This is a genomic window from Marinococcus tarijensis (assembly GCF_054971385.1).
Genome location: NZ_JBQOJA010000026.1, coordinates 1 through 20,693 on the forward strand (window position 1 = coordinate 1; position 20,693 = coordinate 20,693).

The 20,693-nt window shown below is 46.3% G+C and carries 22 protein-coding genes; 1 reads left to right on the forward strand and 21 read right to left on the reverse strand.

Annotated features, from left to right (window positions below):
• Nucleotides 1–209: 209 nt before the first annotated feature.
• From ACTTK7_RS13305 to ACTTK7_RS13390, 18 genes are all read right to left on the reverse strand, one after another.
• The gene (locus tag ACTTK7_RS13305) at nt 210–1,061 is read right to left on the reverse strand and encodes a hypothetical protein (protein ID WP_462868569.1); all 852 of its coding nucleotides are present in this window, start codon (nt 1,059–1,061) and stop codon (nt 210–212) included.
• Nucleotides 1,051–1,647, reverse strand: coding sequence for a hypothetical protein (locus ACTTK7_RS13310; RefSeq protein ID WP_462868570.1), 597 nt, complete (start codon nt 1,645–1,647; stop codon nt 1,051–1,053). Before ACTTK7_RS13310 ends, ACTTK7_RS13305 begins: the two co-directional genes overlap by 11 nt.
• Nucleotides 1,648–1,683: 36 nt before the next feature.
• Nucleotides 1,684–2,343 (reverse strand): C40 family peptidase, encoded by a 660-nt coding sequence (locus ACTTK7_RS13315; RefSeq protein ID WP_462868571.1) that lies wholly within the window; start codon nt 2,341–2,343, stop codon nt 1,684–1,686.
• A 72-nt stretch (nt 2,344–2,415) separates the two neighbouring features.
• Complete coding sequence (ltrA, locus tag ACTTK7_RS13320) at nt 2,416–4,200, reverse strand: group II intron reverse transcriptase/maturase (protein WP_462868572.1); 1,785 nt, start codon at nt 4,198–4,200, stop codon at nt 2,416–2,418.
• A gap of 750 nt (nt 4,201–4,950) precedes the next feature.
• On the reverse strand, nt 4,951–5,445 hold the full coding sequence (locus tag ACTTK7_RS13325) for a lysozyme family protein (RefSeq protein ID WP_462868573.1): 495 nt from the start codon (nt 5,443–5,445) through the stop codon (nt 4,951–4,953).
• Between the two features lie 4 nt (nt 5,446–5,449).
• Complete coding sequence (locus tag ACTTK7_RS13330) at nt 5,450–7,414, reverse strand: VirB4 family type IV secretion system protein (protein WP_462868574.1); 1,965 nt, start codon at nt 7,412–7,414, stop codon at nt 5,450–5,452.
• Between the two features lie 3 nt (nt 7,415–7,417).
• Complete coding sequence (locus ACTTK7_RS13335; protein WP_462868575.1) at nt 7,418–8,065, reverse strand: hypothetical protein; 648 nt, start codon at nt 8,063–8,065, stop codon at nt 7,418–7,420.
• Nucleotides 8,066–8,389, reverse strand: a complete 324-nt coding sequence (locus ACTTK7_RS13340) for a DUF5592 family protein (RefSeq protein WP_298788571.1) — start codon at nt 8,387–8,389, stop codon at nt 8,066–8,068.
• Nucleotides 8,390–8,414: 25 nt separating this feature from the next.
• Nucleotides 8,415–11,456, reverse strand: a complete 3,042-nt coding sequence (locus ACTTK7_RS13345; protein ID WP_462868576.1) for a pLS20_p028 family conjugation system transmembrane protein — start codon at nt 11,454–11,456, stop codon at nt 8,415–8,417.
• A gap of 24 nt (nt 11,457–11,480) precedes the next feature.
• Nucleotides 11,481–11,684, reverse strand: coding sequence for a hypothetical protein (locus ACTTK7_RS13350; RefSeq protein ID WP_462868577.1), 204 nt, complete (start codon nt 11,682–11,684; stop codon nt 11,481–11,483).
• On the reverse strand, nt 11,653–14,211 hold the full coding sequence (locus tag ACTTK7_RS13355) for a VirD4-like conjugal transfer protein, CD1115 family (protein WP_462868578.1): 2,559 nt from the start codon (nt 14,209–14,211) through the stop codon (nt 11,653–11,655). The genes ACTTK7_RS13350 and ACTTK7_RS13355 overlap by 32 nt, the downstream gene beginning before the upstream one ends.
• Nucleotides 14,212–14,223: 12 nt before the next feature.
• A complete protein-coding gene (locus ACTTK7_RS13360; protein ID WP_462868579.1) occupies nt 14,224–15,321 on the reverse strand; it encodes a hypothetical protein in 1,098 nt (365 codons plus the stop codon).
• A gap of 83 nt (nt 15,322–15,404) precedes the next feature.
• Entirely contained in the window at nt 15,405–15,677 is a 273-nt protein-coding gene (locus ACTTK7_RS13365) for a hypothetical protein (protein WP_022795282.1), read from the reverse strand.
• 21 nt (nt 15,678–15,698) lie between these two features.
• On the reverse strand, nt 15,699–15,920 hold the full coding sequence (locus ACTTK7_RS13370) for a hypothetical protein (RefSeq protein WP_022795281.1): 222 nt from the start codon (nt 15,918–15,920) through the stop codon (nt 15,699–15,701).
• Between the two features lie 13 nt (nt 15,921–15,933).
• Complete coding sequence (locus tag ACTTK7_RS13375) at nt 15,934–16,365, reverse strand: hypothetical protein (RefSeq protein WP_462868580.1); 432 nt, start codon at nt 16,363–16,365, stop codon at nt 15,934–15,936.
• 294 nt (nt 16,366–16,659) lie between these two features.
• A complete protein-coding gene (locus ACTTK7_RS13380; RefSeq protein ID WP_462868582.1) occupies nt 16,660–16,893 on the reverse strand; it encodes a hypothetical protein in 234 nt (77 codons plus the stop codon).
• A 34-nt stretch (nt 16,894–16,927) separates the two neighbouring features.
• The gene (locus ACTTK7_RS13385; protein WP_462868583.1) at nt 16,928–17,203 is read right to left on the reverse strand and encodes a hypothetical protein; all 276 of its coding nucleotides are present in this window, start codon (nt 17,201–17,203) and stop codon (nt 16,928–16,930) included.
• A 211-nt stretch (nt 17,204–17,414) separates the two neighbouring features.
• The gene (locus ACTTK7_RS13390) at nt 17,415–18,398 is read right to left on the reverse strand and encodes a hypothetical protein (RefSeq protein WP_462868584.1); all 984 of its coding nucleotides are present in this window, start codon (nt 18,396–18,398) and stop codon (nt 17,415–17,417) included.
• 430 nt (nt 18,399–18,828) lie between these two features.
• Between ACTTK7_RS13390 and ACTTK7_RS13395 the strand changes: the two genes are divergently transcribed.
• A complete protein-coding gene (locus tag ACTTK7_RS13395; protein WP_462868585.1) occupies nt 18,829–19,116 on the forward strand; it encodes a hypothetical protein in 288 nt (95 codons plus the stop codon).
• Here ACTTK7_RS13395 and ACTTK7_RS13400 read toward each other — a convergent pair.
• From ACTTK7_RS13400 to ACTTK7_RS13410, 3 genes are read right to left on the reverse strand one after another with little or no spacing between them, the layout of a single operon-like run.
• Entirely contained in the window at nt 19,113–19,394 is a 282-nt protein-coding gene (locus tag ACTTK7_RS13400) for a hypothetical protein (RefSeq protein WP_462868586.1), read from the reverse strand. The two genes, ACTTK7_RS13395 and ACTTK7_RS13400, sit on opposite strands and share 4 nt — an antisense overlap.
• Before the next feature lie 23 nt (nt 19,395–19,417).
• Complete coding sequence (locus tag ACTTK7_RS13405) at nt 19,418–19,888, reverse strand: hypothetical protein (RefSeq protein WP_462868587.1); 471 nt, start codon at nt 19,886–19,888, stop codon at nt 19,418–19,420.
• Nucleotides 19,885–20,679: a ParA family protein gene (locus tag ACTTK7_RS13410; RefSeq protein WP_462868588.1), complete on the reverse strand. Its 795-nt coding sequence runs from the start codon at nt 20,677–20,679 to the stop codon at nt 19,885–19,887. Before ACTTK7_RS13410 ends, ACTTK7_RS13405 begins: the two co-directional genes overlap by 4 nt.
• Nucleotides 20,680–20,693 lie beyond the last annotated feature (14 nt).

Consider the following 20,693-nt stretch of genomic DNA (forward strand, 5'->3'; position numbering starts at 1 on the left):
GCATAAGGGAAAAATGATATCACTTCGTGATATACCCGGCAGTGCCGGGTTTTTGGAGTGCTATCGTAAAAATTGCTTTTGTTCACGGATTTGTGAACAGCTTGTTCACGGTTTTGTGAACAAAACCGGGGGTTGTTCACGGATTTGTGAACAACGTTACCCCATTCATTTACAGGGTTCCGGTTAAAAAATGACCGATAACCTGTTTCTTATTGAAGCGAAATGCTCTCCTGTTTTTTCTGTTCTTCGTAACTGTCGATGCGTTGTTGTTCCATCTTGATCTGTTCATTCAGTGCATCTATATCGCCCTGGAGCTGTTTCTTTTCGGTTTCTAAGGAGTTTAAATAACCGTCCGTTTCGCTCTGTTCTTCGTCCGTTTGGTAGTTCTTTTCTTGTTCAATTTGATTCGCTTCTTCTTCAAGATCAGCGATCTCTTGTTTTAATGTTTGGCGTTCCTCTTTCTTCGTTTCAATGGTTTGTTCCGTATCTTGAATGAGCGTATTCATAATATATTTCACGTAGCTGTATTCATCATTGGAAGGTATCGTTGCTTCTTCGACTTTTCGATAATCGGTGTACAGTTGAACCATTGTTTCGACTTCTTCCGTGTTCGTTTCCGCATCTTCTCCGGTGCTGTTATCGGCGGATTCCTGTTGGTCGATTTGAAGCAATACCTGTTCATAATTCTTGTCTAATTGGCTGATTTCAAACACCGCATAGTCGTTCATCTGATACGTTTTTTGAACGGGAACTTCTTCACCGTTGGACCGTTGTTTGCTCATAAACTGTAACGAATCCTGTTCAAAACGGAGATCGTTCATGTCGATGACGACCTGCATGTTGTTTTTCTTTTTGTCATAAATCCAGTCCAATACTTCCACATCACTGGTCCCAGTGGTGCTGATTTCTTCGCCAATCGGAGACGCTTGAACCTCAATGGTTTCCTCCATGTACAGATTGGATGTGCTAAATAAAATGAATCCTAACACCACCACCGCTGTGATTACGCCGAACCATTTGCTGGTCTTTTTTCGTAAATTTAATCGGTCTTTATTCAGCATCGAATCCTCCTTCCGTGTCTGAAATATCTTCCATGCGTTGCGCGATCCATGTGCCGTTTTGTCGTTCAAAATGCACTTTCATTAAGATCGGACTGGTTTCATCGGCGCCAGTTTCTTTGTAATGAATCTGGTGATCGAGCCGCACAATCACTTGGGCGTTTTCGGCATCATTCATGTTCTTGATGAAATATTCTTCGTTCGCAATGTCGGTCGTGACTTCGCCGCCCCCGTACATTTCCGCAGAGAAAAACCGGTCCATGAGTTGATCGTTCATGACGTTTTCGGCTTGTTCTTTTTGTTTCTCATAATTGTCCGTGGTATGCACAAAGGCTGTATTCATAAACGCAGCCGTCTGGCTTTCCAGTTCATCAAACCGAGCTTCCCGTTCCGTTTTGGACTGGTATTCCACTTGCTGTTGTAAGGCTTCGTTATCTTCTTCTAATTGGCTTATTTGGCTTTCTAATTCGGTCGCTTCGGCTTCCGTGGGAGCGTTCGTCTGGTTGCTAAAAAAGAAGAACCCATTGAACAACAATAATAGAAAAAGAAGCACGATCGAGAAGTATTTAAAGGTTTTGATCGTATCCATGAGGTATCATCCTTTGAATATAAAATCCGTTTGAGATTAAGAAGAAATCCGTTTGACCCGGCCATTAAAGTTGTCGCCCCAATAACCATCTTCCATGCTTTCAATCGCTACGCCGGTGCTTCCCTGTGAACCGATAAACTTGCCGTCTCCGGCATAAATGCCAACGTGTCCGTCTAACTTATACGTGTCAAAAAAGACAAGATCGCCCGGTTGGGCGTTGGCGTAATCGACCCGTTGGCCTTTCGTTTTGAGCGAATCCGTGTTCACCGAGCCGAGGTTTCCGAGTTCCACCCCGACCTGTTCATAAGCCCAGAACACGAAACTGGAACAATCAAATCGGCCGGCCTGTTGGTCACTTCGCGACCGGCCACCACCAAATACATAGTTACTGTTGCCAATCCATTTTTCGCCTACTTGAACGACTTCGGCCACCTCTCCATTGATCTCCGTGGTCGCCGTGTTGGTGACGTACTTCATCACCGCATCCACATACCCAATGTCGCCATAACAAGCCCCGGTTTCGGCACTTTCGGGCCGGATGCACGAATAGTTTCCGGTGCTTTTCACTTTCTGATACTGCTGCCTGGAAAACTCAATCGCTAAATCTTTCGAGTATTCCCCGTCATTATTGGCGTTCGCATAATCAATAAAACCGCCGCCGAATAGTGATAGGTAAGGTTTTGACGTGATCGCCACCTTTTCCCCCACTCCACACCGTACGTGAGAGTTTCCCCTCATACGGCGTTCCATCTAACCATATCAACATCGTTATTTCGTTGAGCGAAAGATCGGTTGATGACCGGCCAATATTCGCCAGTCATCAAATTGCTGCTTCTTCCGATTGTTTAAGGTATAGTGACCTAACGTGGTTCGAGCTTGCTTTATATCTCCCTGATGAAGGGCTTGATGAATATCTTCTTGAATAATCACAAGATTATCAAATCGATCGGTGCCGCCCTGTCTCAACGGGACCTTATGATGGCAATGCCAACCAGTAAGCCCTAACGATAGACCTGTCATGGCACACCTTCCATACTGCGCAATGAAGGTAGTAATACGATTATCGTTGTATTCAATCGTCCGGTGAGGGATATAAAAGCGTTGTACATGACGTAATACTTCCACCGGTACAGCTTGCAGAGAGTCATGAATGAGTGCTCGTCCTTGTTTCGTATACGAAGAAATGGCTGGTGTGAAATTTCGTGCGGACTGATGTTTCGTCGTATAGATTGGAAGGAGCACAATGCCCTGCAACTTGTACCACTTGGGGTGATACCTTCGGTATCGTTGCTGTAATCGATGGGGCAACTCACGTTTGCTCGCTCGTTTCCAGTCACGTCGCAATCGGTTGTAAAGCATTCTTGTAAGATGGTTACTCAAATGGTCTAAGTCTCGATTAATATGGGTTGCTGCCGAATAATAATTTTGGATACCCATTACGGTAGTGTTATATTGCCAAGCAGCTTGTGGTGTTTGTTTGCGTGCCATCGCTTTTACAGCCATCGTTAGTTTCTGATAGGCTTGTTTTCTCGCTTTGGCTGTCATTCGACTATGAGCAACATGCCGATTACGCTTTTTCCGTGCTTTGATCGAGAATCCTAAAAACGTACTTGCGTGTTTCTGAAGATTAACGATGAATGATTTTTCAGGATGGATATCCAACTTCAAACGAGTTTGAAGAAAATCCCGCGTCGCATAAAACATTTTCACCGCTGTCGGATAATCTCGGCACATAATTTTGAAATCATCGGCATATCGAACGAGAAAGCACTCTTTTAAATTCGTTTTCTTCAGCGCTTTATACTTTTCTGAACGACCAGCGTACGGATAACTGGTTTCGATTGTTTCCCATTGGTCGCTAATCCACCAATCCAATTCATTCAATGCGATATTGGAAAGTAACGGGCTCAAAATTCCACCTTGCGGTGTGCCTTGACTGGGAATTCCCTCTCCTTGAACTTCCGCTTTAAGCAAGGAAGACAGGATAGCGATCAAGGTTTTATCTCGAATGTCCATGCTCCATAGTTGTTTCAACAGTTTCCCGTGGTGTACATGATCAAAGAATCCCTGAATGTCCATGTCGATACAATAATGGAATCCTTTGCCTTGGCTATTAACGAGGGATTTCATTCGAGCCAAGGCATGATGCGTATTTCGATGTGGTCGAAATCCATAGCTATGCCCATGAAATTTTGCTTCACATACAGGTTCCAATACTTGAAGAATGCACTGTTGAAACAATCGATCCCAAATCGTTGGAATACCCAAGGGCCTTCGGCTTCCATCTGGTTTCGGAATGAAGGTTCTTCGAACCTTTTGAGGCTTGTACCACTGGAACATGGCTCGAATATGCTCTATTACTTCCTCAATCGTTAATTGTTGAATGTCTTGGATGGTCTTGCCATCAACACCTGCCGTTAGGCTACCCATATTTCTCTTGATATTACGATAGGCCAAGCGAATATTTTCATCTTTGCTCATAAGCTCGACGAGCTTGTAAAATCGGTCCCCATTGCGACTTTGCTGATACAAGGCATCCAAATCTTCTTGCATGTCATAGTATTCAGCGTGTCGAAGCTTTGCTACTTTTTGAATAAGTCGGTACTCCTTTCAGAGGTAACCTTTATTAGTCCTACAAGAACCTTATCCGTCCCTAGCACAGCTTGTTCAATAAGGTGTTGATATCATCATTAGACTAATGGCTATCCCTCCAGAATGTTTCCATTCCTTCTTCGGTACTGTGCCATCGCTCTCCCTGCTGTCAACGAAGGTTATGATTTTCCTTCACCCACATCATCGGCAGTAAGGCCTCCGTGTCAGCAGGTTTCCACGTTCCGCTATTTCTATCTGTTCTCATGACCGTAGGATTCTCCTTTAAGCCTGCTGAGGGGATGTCGCCTGTAACGACATATGGACTTTCATAACAACTATTCTTACTCATCCACGTCAGCGCCACGCCCGTGGCCTATCCATTTCTAGATAGTAAACTTTCTAGACCCGTACCTTCGGAGATTCGTCAGGTTCCTCCTACCCGTGGTTTTACGGAACCGATTCTATCCCTAGCCATGTTGTAGACTCCCGACCTATCAATGATAAAACCCACCGCTGGGCCTCTTTCGAGATACCTTTTGGTATCTGGCGACCATCTTCAGCCGTCTTCACCGAGCTTCGTACAAAAGAATCGCTTACTTCGTTCTTTCGCACGTCGGAGTATCAGAGGAAGCCCTTCCAGGCGTTACCCTGTCATTTGACTTCTCGAAATAGCAGTTCTCCTGACCGTTGGTCAGGGCTTAACCTTTTCAGTTAAGAACGTGTCGCACAATTGTAACTTTGAAGGGCTAATTTCACGTCACCATTGGCATCTTCTAATACCTTCGAGAAGTACCGGACGCCTTGTTCAATCGAGCGTTCCGGGTCGTCAATCGTGTTCGGAGGAAGGCCCAGCGATTCCGAGGATTGCATAATGTCATCGACCCGGCCGCCGGATTCCTGCATGGACAAAGCCATGAGAATGTTGACCTGATCGCTGACCCCGAACTCGTTGGCGTATTGTTCATACACCGGACGTAATTCTTCAATTTTAGTCGAAATATTCTGCGTTCCTCCGGCCACGAATGTGCCGGAGTTGCTGTTATTATCCGAAGTGGTATCCATCATCACTTGAAAGAAACCGATCACCATAATGGTTAGAAAGACGGCCAGAAGCGCCGACAATCCGATGATGAGACGCAGTTTCAGTGTGCCAAGTTTGAGTAACGCACCCCCGGCTTTGGCGGCTCCTTTGGCTACCGTGTTCATGGTGTTAGGCCCCTCCCCCAAATAAGTCTAATTCCTGTTTGCTGACGTCCACTTTCATTTTGATGTTCTTCACGGACGAAATGGAAAGCATCACTTCCCCTTTGGTAAGTTGAGGGATGCGTTCTAATTCCGACTGGTTGAGCTGTCCGGCGAAAATATCTTTGAGCCGGGCGAGCGATTCACTATCCTGTTCGCCAATGAACTTGTATTGCGTCAAACTGAACAGCTTTTTGACTTCTTCGGCCGCCCCTTCATTCGCATTGGCCGGAACAAAATCTTCGATCACGTGACTGGCAAAAAACAGGCCGCCGAAATACTTCCGGGCTTCCCGCATGAACGTTTGGAGGAACGTGACGCCATGTTCCGAGCCTTTCCGGGTGTTAATGATGTGGTGCGCTTCGTCAATCAAAATCAAGTACCGCACCGCATCCTCGAACCGCAGACGGTGCTTGTTGAACGCCCGGAGTTGAGGATTGCCGTTCCCGAGCATCCCGTCCCAAAGCATATTCAACACATTAAACAGTTGGGCTTGAAACACTTCGGCCGACAGCTCTGACAAGTTCCGCAGATGAAACGCCACAAAGTCCTCTTTATCAAAGTCCATCAGACTGGAGTGCGTGTTAAACAGCCGCCCGTAGGTTTCCTTTAAGTTCTTGATGTTGAGTTCAATGTTTTCCAGTCGTTCCCGGCGGTGAACACTCACGTCCTCGTTCACCAAGCCATTGGCTTGGTCGATGTAGAGATCATCTTGAATCATCGTCAGCAGATCGCTAAAGATCGGGTATTCGTCTGGTTGCCGTTCCGTGATGTTGTTTTCTTCCGGGTCGATCTCGTCCGACCATAAGCCCTGTTCCACGTACAGGCGGCGCAGGGTGTTCTGAAATTCTTTGATTTCCTCATTGCTCACATCGGGGCTGATGAACTGGTAAAATACCTGCATTTTGGAGAGGTGTTTCGCAAAGGATGCTTCTTGTTTGATTGTTCCCTCGTCCGTGGTTTCCGACCGATACACCTGCAACGGATTGATCGACCCGTCCGAGCCATCAAGCGCGATTTTTTGGCCATCTAGGGCGTCGGCCAGTTCGCCAAATTCCCCGGTTACGTCTAAGACCCGGACCTTGTGGCCTTTGATCGTATTGTCGAGTGCCATTTTTTTGAGCAGCGTGGATTTTCCCGACCCCATTTTCCCGACCATCACGGCATTGTAGAACTTGCGTTGATGATCTTGGTGAAACAGGTCAAAAATGACGTTTCCGTGGGTGTCCGTTGTGCCGTAATGTGTGCCGAACGGATCATCCAGGGACGTGTAGTGGAACGGAAAGCCCCCGGCCAATGAGAGGGCCGGAAGTTCGATGCCTTTGCGTTTGTTCGGATATTTCATTTGATGCGAAAAGGAATTGAATAAACTCCCCCATTCATACTCCTGTTCGTTCAGAAAGACGGCCCCCCGGAAATTCAACGATTCCAAGTGATCAATCACCTTTTTGACCATGACTTCCAATTCATCGAGCGTCTTGCTGGAGACATACAGCCGCAACACAATGCGTTTCACCACTTCGCCCTGCCGGATTTCGTTGTACACGCCGGAGAGTTCCTCGAACGATTCCGTGGCTTCGATGGCATCGGCGGTTTCTTTGGCCTGCATCGTCCGGGTTTTTTGTTCGGCCATGCTTTTGTTGAGTTTCGACATGACCTCCCGGCGGTCCGGGGTTGCCACATCGAGCGCCGCAATCACGTTTTCCATGCTCATGATCTCCTGTAACCAGAAGTCATTGACGATCGTTTGAAAGTCGTAAATATGCACACACGTTTCGTAGCCGTCCCCTTTCCGGATATAGCTTTCGTTGAACTTGATGCCGCCCTGCGGCTGAATGGTACTCACCAGTTCCCGGTTATAGCCGTCCGTTTGGGCCTGTTCCTGTTCTTCGTTGGTCGTTCCCCGTACTTTCTGCATGATGGATGCGAGCATGTGTTATCCCCTTTCGTGCGTGTGCCGGTTTTTGGAGTTCAAATTATTTAATTTGTAGAGAATATTGATCTTCTTGTCGTCGCTGATTGGCAGGACCGGGCAGACGGCGTTGAGGTGGCCTTCCACTTCCATGCGCCGGGATTGAAGCGTGTATTCATCATCGGCATAGAGGAACAGGTAAAATTCCCGGTTGGTGCGGCGTTGTTCGATGAATTGGAGTTCCTGCAATTTCTTTTCTAAAAATAGGCGGTATTGCGGCTTTTTGGCCTGTTGCATTTTTTCAAGGATATGCCGTTGTTGGGAGGACGTATCCACCGGAAAATCAAACGGAATGATCTTAAAATCATGGTTATAGCCCTGCAAGAAGGTCGCAAAGTGATAAATCTTTTTGGTTTTATCCGTTTCATTCAGTGAATAAATATCGCTGGATTCCAGTTGCATCATATCCATATAGCCTTTGTTGTCCGGGAGTTCCAGAAAGCCGTTGCCCGTGAGATCAATCACGGGCGTGATGTCGGCAAAGCTGGATTTGACTTTGGGCTTGGCTTCCTTTTTTCGTTTCTGGACTTGATCGCTTTCGACAAAGATCGCGGTCCCTTCGTTGGGTCTCTTGCCAAACCAACGGCCTTTCTGATCGTTAAACAGCGCCATTTAGCTGTCGCTCCTTTCCGTCTCATCGGCTTCTTCGACCGGGGAGTAATCAATCGCCGTGTACGTGTCTTTGCGGCGCATGATCGCATAGTACACGGCTTGATAGATGCGGCGTTTCGGGTTACTGGTCGGCCGGATGATTAAGAGCAGGGCCAGAAACAACATGAAGCCGTAAAAGCCCCAGATCAAGTTGCCATGCACCAGATTGCTCATGACCATCGTGAACGGGATTAACCCGATCAGTAGAAGAAAATCTGTTAGATACATCCATTTATTGATTTTCAGTTCGGTACTCATATCTTTGGGGATGCGGTAGGACGCCATGTTTTCCCTCCTTGCTTCGTTCGATTTAGTTTCGTTTATTGTTTCGTTTCACGGTTTTCCGGGTGTTTTTCCCGAGATCGTAGTTCCGTTTCATCGGTTCTTGCTGTTCGGTGACCCGTTCCCGGCGATTTACCCGGCCTTCGGTCTGCCGGTGCTTGACCGACTGCTGAACGTCCTGTTCGGTATCATTGCCCTGATGCTGAACGGTCTGTTCCTGCTGAATGGTTTCCTTGCTTGTTCCTCCCCGGTGTCCCTGTTCGGTGGAGTGTTCATGCCGGACGCTGTTTCCTCCGGCGTCACTTGGCGAAGATGCCGGAGCGCTTGGCCCCGGTCCGGGCGAGGATGACGGTGGTGGATCTGCTTGACCTCCCGTGTCGCCGCCAGACGTATAGGTGGTGTTTACTTGGCCGCCGTCCTGCCGGTGGTTCGTGGACGTTTGGACCTCTTGTTCCACGTTTTGGGTACGGCTGCTGTCCGTTTCCTGCGTCACCTGTTCCCGGTGGGTGCTTGCGGAGCTGTTGGACGGTCCCTGTTCCTGCCGGACACTGGCCGTGTCTTGGCCGGAGCTGTTCGCACTAGCAGACGCCGGAGCGTTCCCCGTAGCTGGTGCGTCCGGGCTTCCGGCGTTGGCCGCCGAGCCGGATTGGTTCGTCTGGCCGTTGCCGCCCGATGCTTGCTGTTGCCCCTGTACGGTTTGCACGTCCTGTTCCACGTTTTGGGTACTGGTCCCGTCCATTTCTTGGGTGACACTTTCCCGATGCGTTCCAGCCGAGCCGGTAGTTTCACCTTTCATGTTCTGAACGCTTGCGGTATCTCCGGTGTCTGTATTGGCCCCAGCCGATGCCGGAGCGTTCCCGGTGGACGGCGTTTCCGTGGATGCGGATGTCCCGGCTTGGTTCGTCTGGACGTTGCCGCCAGATGCCTGTTGCCCCTGTACGGTCTGCACGTCCTGTTCCACGTTTTGAGTACTGGTCCCGTCCATTTCTTGGGTGACACTTTCCCGATGCGTTCCGGCCGAGCCGGTGGTTTCGCCGTTCATGTTCTGAACACTTGCGGTATCTCCGGTGTCTGTATTGGCCCAAGCCGATGCCGGAGCGTTCCCGGTGGACGGCGTTTCCGTGGAAGCTGATTCGCCAGCCGACCCGGATTGGTTTGTCTGGACGTTGCCGCCAGATGCCTGTTGCCCCTGTACGGTTTGCATGTCCTGTTCCACGTCTTGGCTACTGCTGCTATCGGTTTCCTGTGTCACCTGCTCCCGGTGCGTTCCGGTTTGTCCGGCGTTAGCCGTATTCATGTTCTGAACGCTTGCGGTGTCTCCGGTGTCCGTATTGGCATCCACCGATGCCGGAGCGTTGCCCGTGTCCGGGGTTTCGTTCATATCTGGGCTTTCCGTGGTCCCAGACTGGGACGAAGGGCTTTGACCGTTGACCGGAGACGTGGCATTAGAGCTTTGCCGGTTGATTCTGCCTTTGGTGGGGCCATCCGTTCCGGTCGCCTTCGCCTGTTCTTCGTCCATTTCCTCATGCAGAGCCGGAATGGCGCTTGGCTTGTCATTCGCTTGTTGGGCCGAAGTCGGGTTATCGGTTTGATCGGCCGGAGAAGCCGCCGAAGCACCATCATTCGAAGATGCCGATCCGTTGGCGGTCGGGATGTCGCCTTGATCGGTGACACTTTCGTTGGCCTTGTCGTTGTTTTGGCTGTCCGTCCCGGCTTTATTGCCTCGGTAGTCGGCCATGTTTGCCACGTTGCCGGGTCCACCCGTCCCGGACTGCCCTTCGGCGGCTTGGGAGACGTCCTCCCGGTCCTGGCTGTTGCCGGTGTTCGGATTCCCCGAGCCGCCCGAGCCGCCGTTGCTTTGTTCCTTGTTGTTGCTCATCTTGTCGCTGATGTTTCTCACGCCACTCATGCCGGCTTTCGTTACCCCGGCGGCGCCTTTGGCGGCGGCATAGGTTCCGGCCAGCGCGCCCCAGCTGGATTTCAACCCGGCGTCTAGGCCAAAGAGCCGTTCGACAATGTTCGGTCCATCCAACACGGCCACACTTAGGCCCACCATGCCGAGGACGTACACCAGACCGTCCGTACTGTCGTTCAGCATGTCGGCCGCAATCATGTAGATTTTTAGGGATAAAAAGACCATGATCGTGACCATGAAAATGCTGATGATGTTCTGGACCACCTGCTTCATCCGTTGGCCGGAGTGCATGTCGGACGCCGCCACGAGCGGAGCCAGTACATAGTTAAAGGCCAGATTGAAAAACAGCGTAGCCAGTTTAACGCCAATGATCACTAACACGGCGGCAACGACCGTCAGCGTTGCGATCAACGGGACCCAATCCACGTTATAGCGGTAATAGTATTCCTGCGTGATGTTGGAAATCCAACCCCCATCCTCCAGGTCGGTCACTTCCCGTGTGCCGTCCGGTAGGGTTTGGATTTTTTTCGATACAATGTCTTGGCCTTTATCTTTCAACGTTTCCTCACTGTTGATCTGCGTATCTTCATTGAGCGGCGCATTGATCGTAAGGTCTTGGGCATAAGACGGATTGATCTGATTTTCTTCTTCCAATTCGGTGCTTTCCCATCCTTGCAGATCATAGAGGGCCACATCGGTAATGTTATTCTTGATCGCATCATCGGCTAAGGTGTTGGTCCCATTCTCAAAGTTCACCGCATCCACAGCTTGATCGGTAAATTCATTGGCCTGATTCATGCCGACCGATAAAATGGTCATGATCGCCAGCGCCATGAATACGTTCGAGACAAGGGCCGGGCGGTTCACAGCGTCCTGTTTCAAAATAAGCAGATAGCCAATGAACATGAGGTTGATCGCCATGAGGATAACCAACACGGGTTGCATCGTGTTCACAAATTCCGTGATCTGCGGGTTATCGTATAAGAGTTTCAGCCCGAGCATCGAATCCGTGATGTTCTGAAACGCATCGACAATCCACGCCATGCCTTTGACAAACATCCATGCCATCATGCGAAGCAGGTCAATCACGATCGTGCCTTTCGTTAATTCGTCGGAAAACCGTTCAAGGTATTCTAGTATCTGTTCATCGTTCACGGCGTTCCCTCCTTTCGGCCCGGTCTAGCAGGTCAAAAACTCGTTCACACTGGTGTTGATCGCATAATCGTACTCATCCACCAGCACGTCCACATTTCCGGAATCATCGTCTTTTTCTTTTACTTTGACCGTCCCATCGGTCAGCCGGATAATGAGTTCGCCCCCCACCTTCATATCTTCAAAATGGTGTAAGACGTCAGCCAGTCGTTGAAGAGATCGGTTCGGCATCGATATTCTCTCCTTTGTCGATGGATTTCTGGTACTTTCGGCGTTCGTTTTTAATAGCATCTTTCGCTTGGGTCATCATTCGTTCGGGTATCCATTCCGCTTCGTTCCATTCGGTTAACGAAGCCTCGCATTCGCCCACATTCATCTGATGCACGTCTGAAGGGACTTGCTGATCTAATATCTGCAACAGGGTCGCATCTATCACCTCTCGAACGGGCTTGCTTTCAAAGGCCGCCGCATCATCGCTGATGCCTACGGCCTGTTTCGATGCTTCATCATCGGCCGATTGGTTGTTGTCAGCTTCCCCCTGTTGGACTTCGGAAGAAGGTGCTTGGGATTGATCTTGCTTTGGCCCGTCTTGATTGGCCGAGCCGTGATCGGTGTTTTCATCCTCGAATCGGTAAATCACCTTTTGAAGATTGAGGTCGGCGTGTTTGCAGTTAATATCAATGTCCTCCAGGTCGATGTCGGTATTAAACTGGTTGCTTAAATACTCATACCGGAATTTCATCCGGGTCTTGCCGTGGTTGTAAATCGGGTACGGCGTCACGTTCTCCCGGTTCAAGTCCTCCCGTTTGATGCCCCGGTACACTACCATTTCGCCCGGTTGTAATCGTCCGAGTTCGGACGCATCGAGCAGACGGCGGCCATCGGTCCCTTCGGTTTTGTTTTTATCCGTACTCAATGTACTCCCGGACCGACTGTTGGAGCTGATCGTTTTTTCGCCCAGCAGTTTGGAAAATTCCTCGTTCGTTTCGTAGTCCGTGGAAAGCAGATAGAGTTTATTCGCACAGTTGCCGATAATGTTGTCGGCTTCCTTGTCGTATTTGTGCTTGATCTGCGAGAGGTCTTGGACGACCAGATTAAAGTGAATCCGGCGGCCCAGACTGACCGTAATCATGTTGCCCATATCCGAGATCGAGGGCATGTTCCCAAATTCATCTAAAATAAAGATGACCTGCCGGATGCACTTACGCCCCGGCGTGAAGTAAGACGTTTTCGCCAGTTCCGTGTACAGCTGCTTAACGTATAAGGACGCAATCACATGCAGAGAGGTATCATCATCCGGCGTTAATAGAAAGACGGCCGTAGGCTTCGTGAAGTGTTCAAATTCCCGGAGCGTCATAGTAGCCAGTTTTGCTCCTTTACGGGTGAATTGGTGCGTGTACGTCACGGCTCCGGTCTCTTCGTTAATCTCGTTCACAGCCACGGTTAAGGCCGCCCCGGTTTGATGATCGTGAAATGTCACGGCGTCGCCTACCTCCAACACCCGGTCATGACTGAACTTAAATAGGCCGTTCGTATTCGCACGGGTTCGTTCTGTTCCCTCCGGAAACGTGGCCGTGATTTCGGCCTGCGTCGATGCAAAGCCCGTGATGTGCTTGCCAAACCCGACCTTTCGCATATCAAACGAATGGTGCGAGGTCATTTTCGCAATCGGTGTGAGCGTGAAAATGCTCAACTTATCAAACGCATTGGCAAAAATCCCGGCGACCGTCTGGCCCGCCCCACTCGCGAATTTCACCGTGGCGTATTGGAGTTTGGCCGGATGGTTTCGTGGCAGACTGTCAAAGAAGTGGTCCAAGCCGGAAATCATCGTGCCTTTCTCGTCCGTTTCCTGTTGACTTGCCAGTTCGTTGAGCGTGTTTGCCACGGAGTACATCGTGATTTTTTCCGGGTGGTCTGGCAGGTTCTTTTCGCACAGCCCCAAAATCAGCGCTGTACATAAGGAACTGGCCGAATCCTGCCAGAATTTATCCTTCGCATCCGGGTCGGAATACAGCATATGAGCAATCGCCTTCGCATGTTGCTCGGCCTGCCCCAAATCGCCTTCTTCGTAAGCATCAATCACCATCTGGAGGATCTGAAAACTCATGGACCGGTTTTCTGGTTCAATCAAGTTCAGGGCTTCCACATGATAGCCTCGATGTTCGAGGGTTTCTTTGGATGCCGCCAGTAATTCCGCCTTAGGGTCATTAATGACCATCGACGCCTGTTGCTCGGCCCGGGAATAAATATCCATCATCGGAAACATGCCAATTTCGCCTTTACCACTCCGGGTGGTTCCTATCCATAAGTTATTGCTTTTGGAATCATCAATGTATATCTGATTGCCTTCCCGAGAGACGGGAACGCCGCCTTCTCCGGCAAAGGATGCTTCCTTTTCGGGAATCGCTTTATATTGCTGTTGAATCTCTTTCAAGGTCGTAAAGCGACTGGAGCCTTTGGCATCCCCTTCGGTAATGTCTTTAAAGTTACTCCTTAGTTTGTAATAGAAGATGCCGCCCACAATCAGCGTGGCGATAAACATAAACAAATAACCAAGCGCCGGAATGTCCGAGGTCGTGAATAACAGCCCCAGGAAGTTAAACGAGACGCCGGGAGGGTCCGGGTTGCCAAGCCCTTGAAGCAGGTTGCGAACGTTCGTGATACAAAAATTAATCAGCGTATTGGATAATAGAAAAAACACCAACGCCCCGAGCAACGCCAGAATCCCGTGGGCTTTTTTCGTTTTGAGTATCTTCATGCTGTCCCTCCTTTACATGTCGTCCCGTTGCTGTTGGGCTTCTTCTTTGTCCTGTTCCAGTTCCTCGATCTTATCCGCATCCTCGTCCAGTTCATCTATTTGGCTGTTCAGATCATCGATCGTGGACTGATGCTCTTGATAGGTGTCGATCGTCTCCCGTATCGCATCGGTCTGGTGGTCTTGATAGACCTGTTCAGCTCCTTCCACATCGTCTTGATGCAGATAGGCTTTTGCCAGCAGTTCACTTCGGCGGTTCGTCATGTCTACGTTATCGGTGCTTATCACCTTGTCATAATTGCCGTTCTGATAGGCCAGTTCAAACGCCCCTTCGTCCGTAGGAAACGCATCGTGATAGGCTTGGAGAGTGTCGTTGTCCTTGTTCAATCGAACAAATTCCACGGCCGTGGCTTTGTTGTCGAATAGCTTGTTCATCTGTTGAAATTGTTCGTTATCGGCTAGAAAACTCGCATAGATGTTTCGTTCCTGCGTGGAAAGATCATCCGGGTCCTTATCCTTGTAGTAATCCAGTAATTCCTGTTTGTCTCCCATGAGGGCGTCTTGATAGGTGCTGACTTTGGCTTCCTGCGTTTCGTTGGTGTTCGTCACTTCCTGCATTTCCGCACTCACGGAGGATAATTGCATGATAAAGAAGGAAAACAGGCCAATGGAGGTAAGGACAAAAAATGCCGCCACGCCGTACACCGTTTTGCGTTGCCACCGTTTCAGCCGGGACACGTAGTTGGCATCCACGTTCTCGTTCGGTTGAATCTCTTCCTCGAATTTGTATTCTTCTTCGACCAATGCTTCCATATCTTCCAGAAAGGCCAGCCGCATCCGTTCTTTTTCCTTACTTGTCCGAATCTTCGGCAGGTTCTTTTTGATGTGCATGAACAGGTTCGGGGCCTGTTTGCTTCCAAAGGTAAACCGGCCTTCATACATTTCTTCGTTCAGGTCATCGTCCAGTACATAAAAATAAGCCGGAATGGTGTCGTTCTGGTCCCGCATTTCCATTTCTATGTCCTGTGAGAGTTTCACCGCTTCATCAAACGGGATGCGTTGATGCCGTTGAATCTTTGGGTGATTGCCTTGCGTAAAATTCACGTACAGCATGGTTCCTCCTCCTAAAAAAAGCATGAAAAAAAGAGCCGCAGAACGGCTCTTGTTTCGATGCTATTTATTTTAAAATTATGACGTTAAAAGGAAATATTGGAATCAATGGCCTGAGCTAACCCATAAGCGCCCATCACGATTACAAGGCCGACAGCGGCGCCGATAAACCAACCGACTGATTTTGTCCGGCCCCGGTCGCCGCCGAGAATCAAATAATAGCCGCCCACGCATAACGCAATAGCAGCAGCAATCAGTCCCATCGTTTGGGCCATGCTTAGAATATCTTCCCCGGTCGAAACAAGGCCGTCTACGCCGGCCGCCCCTACGGTGAACGATTGAAGCATTAATTCTTTCATCGTACCCCTCCTTTGGGTGGTTTAGTATCGTTCAGATGGTTCTTCGGTGTTCGTTTGTGTTGCTTCATTGGCTTGGGATTTACTTGTCGTATCTTCATCATCCAAGCCGACAAAATCCAGCAAGTGATCGTCAATGTATTTGGTGTGCTGTTCGTGCAACCAGTCCTCGTAATTGACGTTCTGCTTTTCCATCATCTTTTTCGCAATGTCTTTCTTTTGCTTCTGTTCTTTTCGTCCTGCCACGGAGACACCTCATTTATTCAGCGTATTTTTCCACAAAAGATTGGAGTTCGCCCTCGTATTCTTCTTGTTTGATGTCGTCCCCGTCCACCTCAAATTCTTCTAACACTTCTCCATCTTCCACATACACAACCTCATCACTAGGCGTAATTAAATTCATTTTTCCACTGTTTTCATTGGCCCGATCCTTCGTTTCTTGGTCATACTCCCACCCATTCGTATACGTGAGCGTGGCACTTGTTTCATCAAACGCCTGGAACACGTTGTCTTTGGCTTCGTCCACGTCCGGGCTGTAAATATACATCGCAAACCCGGTAAAATCGTCAGCGTTGATCGTTTCCATGAACTGATCGTAGTCCTCGATTTCTTCCGTGGGCGGGCCGCCGCAGGCCGAAAGCGTGAGAACAGAACCAAGCAAGGTCACAAGGGCCAGACGTTTAGTTACCATTAGAAACATCCTTTCCTGCACATTTCACCCCCTTCCTTCTGGTACGGTGTTCGGGGACTTCCGCTTTATGGCTGAAAGCGGGAACCCTATGGAAACATGCGTACAGCCGGAGCCGTAGCTTCCCAATGCACAACGTTTTAGGCATGCACGAAGAACCAGAATAAAAGCGGCATTTTACGCCATCGGGGTAGCGGCGAGCTTTAGGCTGGAACTCGCAAACCTGCATCGAAATCGTATATCCTCCAAATCATGCCAGGAAATCAGAAGGACACGCTATATGTAGTTATAGACGTGCTATTGATGTAATATCAACTCTTCCTCTGGTTTTTTTCGTTTAGCGATCTGACAGTTCTGATGATTTTTAGCCGAACGGACCCGGTAATAAATATCAGCCAATCGAGCCAACTGGCCTTGATCTCCCACGGCCAGTTGGCCTTTTAATTCGTAACATTCATCGTCAAAGGTCCGAAGATAGGCGGCTCGATAAGCTAATTCGCAACAAGACATTCGCTGTTGCTTATGTTTCATCTTCATCACCCCTAACTTTAGAATGAGTAGAACATTATTCTACGGTAAAGCTGTAAGGACGAAAGCCCTTCACGTTTTCATACATCATGCGTTGAGTGTCCCATTCTTCGTCACGAATAATAAGAAAATACTTCTTAAAGATCATGATACGTGAAACTTCTACACGTTTGCGGCGGTTATAAGCGACAATTATCATTGGCTCTGATAACCTGCCTGTTTCGGGGTCGTGCGTCACATGAAACTTCTCCAACGCACGATAAAATTTATCTAATGCTTCTTCCCTGTTGGCTTCTAGTTGTGCTTCATCCATATTTAATCTGCCTCCATTCAACCATATTAAGGTAATTACTACAATATAAATTGTAAATAAACATAAATATATTACTTTAGTCCCCTTATTTGTTGCTAGAATAGCAGACTTTTTTCGCTATAGTAATAATGAATATTGAATGTTTTTGAGTAAAGTTTACTTTGGTTAAACAAAAAGTAGTCCAGCCTTTTATGTGGCTGGACTACTTTGATTATTTTTTACGTCTTTGTTCTAACATTTTCTGAAATTGAGCTTTCTCATCTTCAAAGGTGGAGTTGTCATTAGTAGAAGTAGTGTATTTCATATCTACTTTAGTATCAATCTCTCCGTCCTTAAACCATTTAGGCATCGTATCTTGTTTAGGTTGATTACTCTGATTGGCTATTCTGCGAAACTCTATTTTTTTAGTAATTGCGTTTTTCATAGCAGCTTCAATAGAAGCAATAGGACCTTCAAATTTAGTTAAAACAAAGTTTAAGGCGCTTTGGTATTCTCCAGAACTTAAAATCTTTCTATGGGCTTTGTAGTTGTTTTCTATATCAATTAAAGAAATATCATCATCAATCAATCTCTTTTGATACTTGGTAAGCGTAGTTTTTATCTCATGTGGTATATCTAACAAATCAATAGCATCTTCTATTGATTGATCTTTAATTAGATTATTCTTTTTATAATTTTTATTTTCTAAGTTCTTATTATTAATGTGCGGATTTTCCGTATCCGGTTTTTCCGTATCCGGATTTTCAGTAAACGGCTTTTGACCCGTATCCGGATTTCCAGTAAGCGGCTTTTCAGAACCACTTTTTTGCTTATTTTGTTCGTGATAGATAGTAACTTTTTTTCCTTGTTCTAAGTAATCTTTATAAATAGTGTCAGTTTGAGCTTTCACTTCTTCAACAATGTCAGAAAAAACATAAATCTGTTGTTCATAGCGTTTATTAATACCATTATGGATTTCAATACGTGCTACGTAACCGTGAGTAATTAATTCACGTAAGCAAGCATAATGTTTGTCGCGTCCATTTTTAGAACGCTTAACAATATCGGTCATATTGATTTTCCAATCCTCTGAATTAGATAAGAAAATTGTAAGTAAGTGTTTTGCTTCCAGAGTTAGTTGAGAGTTATTAATAAAATTGTTATCGACCATTGTGAAATTATTTCTTTTTGCACTGGCAAATGATGTTGTAGACATAAAAAAGCTCCTCCTTGTGTCCCGAAAGACTTAAAGAGAAGTTCATGCAAGCAACAAAATATACTAAGAGTTATTGGTATTTTATATCACTTTAAGTAATATATTGAAGTGAGAGTTTTTTCTTTGCCCTTATCACTTCATGTGATACACTATAACCAAATAGCATAATAATTTTAATGCTTGCCGCATTAAAAAGCTTCTCGTCTAAGTCTCTGTCTTTAGTGATTAGGTTGTCCGCCGTTCACACTAAAGTCAGGGATTTTTTCGTTTTTTTAGATTTATTTTAAACAACAGATAAAAATTTCCTGTTTGCAACAGCATAACAGTACATTAAGCGGTAATCAATGGAGTTTCCTCTAGTTAAATGTAATATTTTTTTCTATTTCTTATGCTGAATGAATATCATAAGAAAATGGAGGGCTAAACCCCCATGAATAGAGAACAAGAGGAATTACAGAAAATCACCCAGGAACGCATGACTTTTATTTTTAGAGAAATGAAACGTTCACGCCATGAAAAGAACATATCTATTTTACAAGTATCTATGACTTCTGGTATTGGTTATGGTTATATTTCTTTAGTCGAAAATGAAAAAAAGAAAAATGTTGGTATGCCTACAATCATGCGGTATTGTGCGGCTATTAATGAGGATTTTATCGCGCTGCTAACAAGGGCAGAGGTTAATTATCAAATACATAAACGTTCCAAAGATTCTTAAAATAAAAGGTTGCTAAGGCCAATAAACAGCAAAACAAAAGCAATAACCCCTAGAGCTATCTTGATAAAAGTTAATAAAATATAGGCCATTGCGTAGATCATAAAGACGCCTATTACAATAGCAATAGGAGTAATGATTGTAACCACTAGAAACGTCTGCGGAAATATGAGAAATAGAAAGAAAGCCGTTAAAAGAAAGCCGATAAGTAGAGAAAGCCTAATACTCGTTGGCTGTTCGGCAATCTTTTGTCTGCCAGCATCTAATGTGTTTGCTATCACCGTAGAGTTGATACCTCCCTGTACTACTTGTAACGTTCCTCTAAATAATCAGTCATATTCGCAATCAGATTTACAATAGTGGTTCTATATTTTAAGGCGGCTCGTTTTAAGGTTTTTCTATCTTCGGGATAAATACGAAAAGTAGTGTATTTTTTAAGATTTTCGACTTTGTTTTCCGGCTGGAAATCTTCACTTGTAGCAATATGCTGAACTCCAAGTGCAACAAGATGAATCATGGAAGTATCATTCATCACAGATAATACTTTTAAGCGTTCGTGATCTTCTGGAGAACAATGAATCGAAACATATTTTGATTTGGTGCTGTTATATGATGTTAAATCTTCGGGGCCTTGTTCTGAACGAGACAACTCTACATCCCTCGTCGAGGATTGTTCTTCTTTAGAATGATCTTCGTTTTTCTCATTTTGCTCAGCAAAAAAATTATGCTTTTTGGCTCTATTATTAATGCCTTTGTTACTTAAATTATTGTTCATATATGTTGTCCTACCTTTTCTAAAATTTCGTTTTTCACTTCACGATACATACTTAATGTTTGTTTATCATGCCTATCTTGATCAGTAATACCGTTCACTCGAAAACGTTTAACTCGTTCACGATCGTATATCCGGCTATCAAACATAAAATCTTTGATCTGATACTCATCAGACATGGCTGAATCATAAATGAATTTATCTATTTTACTCCGTTTCTTTTCCAGATAAGGTAAGATTCCTAGAACAGATAATGACGGCTTACTTTTTTGCATCATTTCAATATAATCATTAAAATCCATCGCTCCGGTTAGACTGTCTAATTCTGTCTGCATCACAATGACAGCATAATCTGATGCTATTAACGCATTGTTTGTGAATGGAGAAATCGTTGGTGGAACATCAATGATTATATAATCATAGTCATCTTTCATGTCACTTAATAAATCATTTAGAAAGTGATTTTCTTTTCCATTCTTATAATTTAATGTCGTTAAATATTGCGGGAAAGAACTTAAATCAATCGCGCTAGGGAGTAAATGTAGTTGATCGGTAAAAGAAATGATCGCTTCTTTTAAGTTCTTTTTTTTCATAGCATCAAATAACGTAGTGAAGTCAGAGAAATCATAATCATAGGTTAAAGATAAAAAATTAGTAGCGTTAGCCTGTGGGTCGAGATCGACTAGAAGCACTTTTTTATCATCTTCTTGAAGCAAGTATGAAATCAAAGTAGCAGCTGTCGTTTTTCCAACTCCACCTTTAAAATTACCAAATGTAATGGTTGTTGCTGTCATTATGACTAACTCCT